The sequence below is a fragment of the Streptomyces sp. NH27 genome (assembly GCF_056859195.1).
This window is the reverse complement of sequence record NZ_JACEGK010000462.1, coordinates 1-6428: the sequence shown is the minus strand read 5'-3', so window position 1 is coordinate 6428 and position 6428 is coordinate 1. Positions and strand designations below refer to the sequence as shown.

General features: G+C 71.5%; 5 protein-coding genes. 3 read left to right on the top strand and 2 right to left on the bottom strand.

Features of this window, described 5'->3' with window-relative positions; translation table 11 throughout:
* The coding region (locus AC13HU_RS29255; protein ID WP_483044976.1) for a protein kinase domain-containing protein at positions 1 to 2024 on the top strand (2024 nt) is incomplete at its 5' end.
* 242 nt (positions 2025 to 2266) lie between these two features.
* Here the strand turns inward: AC13HU_RS29255 and AC13HU_RS29250 are convergent.
* Both AC13HU_RS29250 and AC13HU_RS29245 read right to left on the bottom strand, forming a co-directional pair.
* On the bottom strand, positions 2267 to 2776 hold the full coding sequence (locus AC13HU_RS29250; protein WP_483044975.1) for a DUF1990 domain-containing protein: 510 nt from the start codon (positions 2774 to 2776) through the stop codon (positions 2267 to 2269).
* 75 nt (positions 2777 to 2851) lie between these two features.
* A complete protein-coding gene (locus AC13HU_RS29245; protein ID WP_483044974.1) occupies positions 2852 to 4354 on the bottom strand; it encodes a S1 RNA-binding domain-containing protein in 1503 nt (500 codons plus the stop codon).
* Between the two features lie 160 nt (positions 4355 to 4514).
* Here AC13HU_RS29245 and AC13HU_RS29240 point away from each other — a divergent pair, with 160 nt between their 5' ends.
* Together AC13HU_RS29240 and AC13HU_RS29235 are read left to right on the top strand one after the other, a co-directional pair.
* Positions 4515 to 5384 (top strand): NAD(P)H-binding protein, encoded by an 870-nt coding sequence (locus AC13HU_RS29240; protein ID WP_483044973.1) that lies wholly within the window; start codon positions 4515 to 4517, stop codon positions 5382 to 5384.
* Positions 5385 to 5654: 270 nt separating this feature from the next.
* Positions 5655 to 6344 (top strand): CatB-related O-acetyltransferase, encoded by a 690-nt coding sequence (locus AC13HU_RS29235; RefSeq protein ID WP_483044977.1) that lies wholly within the window; start codon positions 5655 to 5657, stop codon positions 6342 to 6344.
* Positions 6345 to 6428 lie beyond the last annotated feature (84 nt).

Sequence of the window (6428 nt, the reverse complement as noted above, 5' to 3'; positions counted from 1 at the left end):
GGGTGATCGGGCGCCGGGTGGCGGTGAAGCTGCTGCCGGACCATCAGCACGGCCTTGCCGCGGACCTGTTCTTCCGGGAGGCGCGCACGGCCGGTGGGCTGAACCACCGCGGGGTCGTCACCGTTCACGACCTGGGCCGCGACCCGAGCGACGGCGCGCTCTACCTCGTGATGGAGTACGTGAGCGGGCGGAACCTCGCGGTCGTGCTGCACGAGGACGGTCCGCCCTCGCCCGCGGTGAGCGTCGAATGGGCCGCCCAGACCGCGGCCGCGCTGGCTGCCGCGCATGAGGCGGGCGTGGTGCACCGGGACCTGAAGCCCGCGAACCTCATGCTGACCGGTGAGGGCGAGGTGAAGGTCCTCGACTTCGGCATCGCCCGCTTCATGGCCGCCACCGACAAGTCCAGCCAGGTCATGGGCACGCTGGCGTACATGGCGCCGGAGCGGTTCGCGGAGCACTCCGGGGACGCGCGCAGCGACCTGTACGCGTTCGGCTGCGTGCTGCACGAACTGCTCACCGGGGAGCCGCCGTTCAGGCTGAGCGACCCGGTGTCCTTGATGACCGCCCATCTGAACAGGGCGCCGGAAGCGCCGAGTTCGCTGCGCGCTGGTCTTCCCGCCGCCCTCGACGCCCTGGTGCTGCGGCTGCTCGCGAAGCACCCGGAGGACCGTCCGCAGTCCGCGGCCGCCGTCCATGACGAGTTGCGGGCGCTGAACCTGGCGCCGGTGCGGGTGCCGACGCCCACCACGCCCGACGTACCCATGGCCCGCGCCGTTCCCCCGTCTCGTACGCCCGCCCCCGCGCACCAGCTGCCGACCCAGACGGGTACACCGTTCGCACCGCCCGCCTCCCCGCCGGGGGCCGGCGGGGCTCCGGCAGCCGAGGCGCCCAGGACTTTCGGGCGGCGCGGTGTCCTGTGGATGGGCCTCGGCGGGGCCGCTGTGGTGGCCGGCGGCATCGGGATCGCCCTGAAGACCGGCGACCACACCCCGCCGAAGCCCAAGAAGAAGGTGGACCCGTGGGAGTACGCCGTCGAGGGCCCGAGCTATGACAACAGGCCGCCGCGGTTCACCGTGGCCGACGGTGCCCTGTACGTCTCCACCGAGGAGACCGTCGTCGCCCTGGACGCGCGCACCGGGCGCAAGCGCTGGAAAGGCTCCTCCGACTTCTCCCGGGAGTACAGGTTCAGCGACCCCCTGACGGCCGCCGACGGGGCGGTGTACGCGGCCGGGCAGGTCGGCACCACGTACGGCCTGGGCGCATTGGACGCGGAGGGCAGGAAGAAGTGGTTCTGCACCTTCGGCGACTCCAGCCACGCGCCGGTCGTGGCCGGCGGAATCGTCTACTTCACGGCGTACGGCCATGCGTACGCCGTGCACGCGGACAGCGGGCGGAAACTGTGGGACCACCCACTGGGGGACGAGGGCTCCGGCGCTCTGGCGGTGGCCGACGGCACCGTGTATGTCAGCGGCGGCAAGGCCCTGTACGCGCTGGACGCAACCGGCGGCGCCAAGAAGTGGGCCTTCCCTCTCAGCTCCGGAGCTCGCCTCGACCAGGCACCCGTCGTGTCCGGCGGAGTCGTGTACGTCCTCGACGACGTCACGAGCCTCCACGCGCTCCACGCCGCCGAGGGCACCAGGAAGTGGTCGCTCAAGTACAACGGGGAGACCATCCGCGCGGCGGGCGACACGCTCTACCTCACCGGCGGCGACGATCTGGGAAACGGACTGGTCCACGCGCTCGACTCGTCGACGGGGAAGAGGAAGTGGGGCCACATGGTGAAGACCGGTCAGGAGTACCCCACGCAGCTCGCACTGGCGGGAGACCTGGTCTTCGTCGCCAGTACCGAGGACAAGGACGGCACCGTCTACGCCGTCGACACCGGTGACGGCTCGCAGCGCTGGTCCACCGGGCTACTGGAAAAGGTGGGTAGCGATATGGCGGCCGCCTACGGCTTCGTGTACACCTCCGTCAACGGCCGTGTGATGGCGCTCGACGCGGCTACGGGTGAGCTCCCCGCCTGAACCCGCATGCCCCCGCGACAGCCTGCGGGTACAACGCGTGGGACGGGGAGCGCCGAACTCGGCCCGATGAAAAGGGCGCTGGACGGTGAGCGGGAGCACGTTCGGGGGATGCCCGACGGGCTCTCGCCAGGAGGGTCTGCGGTGGCCGGCGCTGCCCGCGGGTGGCGTTGCCTGGCGCTGGTGCGCCGCCCGACCGTGGACGTCGAACTGTCCGACGGCGCCTCTTGGTTCCCCGGCAACCCCTACGCGGCGCCCGCCCCGCGGCACGCTCGGCGCAGCGCTCTGCCGTACTGGTCGGCCGCGACGAGTTGGCCGAGGTGGCCGAGGGGGCCGATCGCCCGCAGGTACCAGGCGGCGGGACGGCTGTAGGCGTGGACCGTGAAGTCGACGGAACCGTCCGGGTGTTGGCGCAGGACGAAGGACTCCTCGCCGCACTCGGGGTGCCCGGGCAGCGTTCCGTACGCGAAGCCCGTCCGGTCGTCCTCGGTCAGCGTCCAGACCACCTGGCACGGCGCGCGCAGCGGGCCCATCCGCAGCGTCATCCGCACACCGGGCGCGGCATCCGGCGTGCCGGCGGGCACATCGAGCAACGGGGTGCCGCGGTGCATCTCCCACCCGAACAACGCGCGCGCCGCCGCCTCGTACGTCCCGACCCGCAGCCGCGTCCGCACGGTCAACGCGCGAAAGCCCGCGGGCGGCGCGGGCCCGTCCGGCGCCGTCATGCCCACAGACGGGTAGTTGACGTCCCACACAGCGCCGAACGTACCACCGGCCACCTGGCAGTTCGCCGACCCGCGGCCTCGAAGTGACGGCGCCCCGGAACGCCGTCAATCGCAACCGGCTGCGAGGGCCTGGACGCGCGACAGGGTGATGCTGCGGCGCATGGGATCGACATCGACGATCTTCACCGTGACGAAGTCGCCGACCTGGACGACCTGTTCGGGCCGGTCCACGGGGACCCGGTCCAACTCGCTGTTGGGCACCAGGCCCTCGAAGCCGTCCTCCCGGTTCTCGACGCGGACGAAGGCGCCGAACGGTGCGAGTTTGGTGACCGGGCCGGTGATGATGTGGCCGACGCGGCGGGCGAGTTGGAGCATCGGGTCTTCTTGCAGGGTCTTGAGCGACAGTGAGACCCGCTCCCGGACCAGGTCGACGTCAAGGATCTCGGCGGTGATCTCCTGCCCGACGGTGAGGATGTCGGAGGGGTGGTCGATGCGGCGCCAGGACAGTTCGGGAATGTTGATCATCGCGGTGAAGCCGCCGATGTCGACGAAGGTGACACCGAAGGTGGCGATCGCGCTGACGGTCCCGGTGCGGGTCTCTCCTCGGCGCAAGGTTTTCAAGAAGGCCCAGTCACGGTCACCGGACGTCGGCTCCGTCCCCCAGCGTGCCCGCAGGACACCGTCGTCGTCGGGCAGGACAGCGGTGAACAGCGGGTGGCGTTCGGCTACGTACATCGGCAGAACGGCGGCGGCGCGGGCACCGGCGATCCGCGCCGCGACTTCCGCGAACCGGGTCTCGTCGGCGACGACGCCGCTGATCAGGCCGTCGTCGTCCTCCCACACGAACTCGACCGGGCCGTCGTCCGGCAGCTGCGCGAGGACGGCGGAGATGTCGGTGGACAGGGCCGGCCAGACGGCCAGCCGGGCGCGCGGGGCCAGCCGGGCGCGGACGTCATCGAGGGTTCCGGCGCCGAGCCGGTGCCAGCGGGTGGCGTTGTCGACGTAGGTCTCCTCCAGGATCGCCGCTCGGCGCGTAGCCACATACCAACGTACCCGGGCCCAGAAGTCCTCGTCGGCCGGGCGTTGTTCGCCGGGTTCGTCGAAGTCGGCGTCATACGGGGAAGCGTCGAGCCGTTCCGGGAACAGCCCGAGCGCGCGGGTGCGGTCCAACGCCCGCAGGCAGGGCTCGCTGCTGCCGATGTAGAGGTACTGGTCCCATCCGACGTGGACGCTGAACCTGCCCTCGACCTCCAGGCGGCACCACGCGCCGTTGTCGCGGAGCATCGCCCGCACCAGGGCCAGGCCCACCGTGACCGGGACTTCGGCGCCGTCGTGGAATCCCGTGAGGTCGGGCGGGAACAGCCCGGTCAGGCCGTGGCCCTCGACGGGCGGCTCCGCGCCGAAGTTGACGAGACCCGGCGCGATCTGCGGCTCACGGATGGCCAGTTGGTCGATGCCGGTGTCCTCGGCGAAGGCGGCGACGGCCTCCAGGTAGGTGGCCTCGACCGGCCCGTGGTCACTGATCGCGGGCTCGGTGCCGGTGTAGGAGCCGTACTGGTCCCGTTCGGCGGGGTCGTACTTGGTGACCTGGTAGACGTAGGGCAACACGTCACCGGCCGCCCTCGGGGTCGGCTTCGGGCTCGTTCATGGGCCGATCGAACACGCAGGGCGGCGCAACCCGCAACCCGCAAGCCACAATTCGCGTGCCCGCTCATGACATCCGCGTTGCCCATGACATCCGCCCGCCCATGACACCGGCGAGGCCCGCATGACACGAACCCACCTGCCGCCGGTGCTCGTCACCGGGGCCACCGGCCGGATCGGGCGCGGTGTGATCGACCAACTCGTCGGTGCGGGCGTACCGGTTCGCGCCCTCACGCGTCGCCCCGAAGCGGCGGCGACACTGCCGGCCGACGTCGAAGTCGTCACCGGCGATCTCACAGTGCCCGCGTCTCTCGACGGGGCGCTGCGAGGCGCCGGCGCCGTCTTCCTGCTGTGGACCGCACCGCCGCCGACCGCCGCGGCCGTGGTCGAGCGGCTGGCAACCCACACGCGGCGCGTGGTCTTCCTCTCCTCACCGCACCAGACGGCGCACCCCTTCTTCAGCCGGCCGAATCCCATGGCGGTGCTCCACGCCGAGATCGAGCGGCTCATCGCGGCCACCGCAATCGAGTCGACGATCATCCGGCCGGGAATGTTCGCATCGAACTCGCTGGCCTGGTGGGCCCCCGCCATCCGCGCCGGCGACGTCGTCCGGTGGCCGTACGGCGCCGCCGAGACCGCACTCGTCGACGACCGTGACATCGCGGCCGTCGCGGCACGGACCCTGTACGAGGACGGGCACGCCGGCGGTGACTACGTCCTCACCGGCCCCGAACCGCTGAGCCAGGCAGCACAAGTGGGCGTCATCGGGGACGTGCTGGGGCGCCCGATCGGGTTCGAGGAACTGTCGCCGGACGAGTTCCGCGGCGAGATGGAGGGGAAGGCGCCGCGCCCGGCCGTCGAGATGCTGCTCGCCGCATGGGGCGCGACGATCGGCACACCCGCGCTCGTCACCTCCGCGGTGGCCGATGTCCTCGGGGTGCCGCCGCGGTCGTTCGCCCGGTGGGTCGCCGACCACGCCGCCGCGTTCGAGTAGGACCGACCGTCGTCGGAGGTACGGTGACCGACGATGCTTCGGACCCGAGGAGAGCCCTTGACATCGACGGATGCCTCAACCGGTCGGCTGCCGCACCCGGATGTGCTGCGGGAGGTCACGCGTCTGGGCGGACTGATCGACGAACGGTTCGAGCCCACCGACTGGCGGGAAGATACGCCGGTCGGTGAGCGGCTGGTTCCGGCGCCCGTGCAGGCGGTGTTGTCGGTGAAGTGGCCGGCGGGGCATCAGCGGAGAGGAACCGCCTCCACGATGCCGCCCGACCCCGCCGATCCCACCGCTCCCGCCGATCCCGCCGATCCCGCCGACCCCACCGTGCTCCACCCGATGCCCGAGCACCCGCGCGTGGTTCTCCTCAAACCGCTGGTGAAGTCGCCGCTGATCGAGGTCGGTGACTTCTCCTATTACGACGATCCGGACGACCCGACCGCGTTCGAGACGAGCAACGTCCTGTACCACTACGGTCCCGAGCGGCTTGTCATCGGCAAGTACTGCGCGCTGGGGACGGGCACCCGGTTCCTCATGAACGGCGCCAACCACCGCATGGACGGCCCTTCCACCTTCCCGTTCCCCACCATGGGGGGCTCCTGGGCGGAGCACTTCGACCTGATCACCGACCTGCCCGGCCGGGGCGACACGGTCGTCGGCAACGACGTGTGGTTCGGCCACGGCGCCACGGTCATGCCCGGCGTACGCATCGGTCACGGCGCGATCATCGCCGCCGGCGCCGTGGTCACCGGCGACGTCCCCGACTACGGCATCGTCGGCGGCAATCCCGCCCGGCTCATCCGCACCCGCTACGACGCCGCGGACGTCGCCGGGCTCCTCGCCGTGGCCTGGTGGGACTGGCCCGTGCGGCACATCACCAGGCATGTACGGACGATCATGTCGGGGACCGTCGCCGACCTGGAGGAGGCCGCCGCGCAGCTCGACCAGCCCTGACACCGCGTCCCCGCCGCACCCCGCCACAACGCCCGCGCCCGCCCGCGCCTGAAACGAGTGGACCGGGTGGCAGGCGTCATGTCC

Coding starts and splice junctions, on each gene's coding strand:
- AC13HU_RS29240 (WP_483044973.1), top strand. CDS start 4,515: ATGACACGAACCCACCTGCCGCCGGTGCTCGTCACCGGGGCCACCGGC.
- AC13HU_RS29235 (WP_483044977.1), top strand. CDS start 5,655: ATGCCGCCCGACCCCGCCGATCCCACCGCTCCCGCCGATCCCGCCGAT.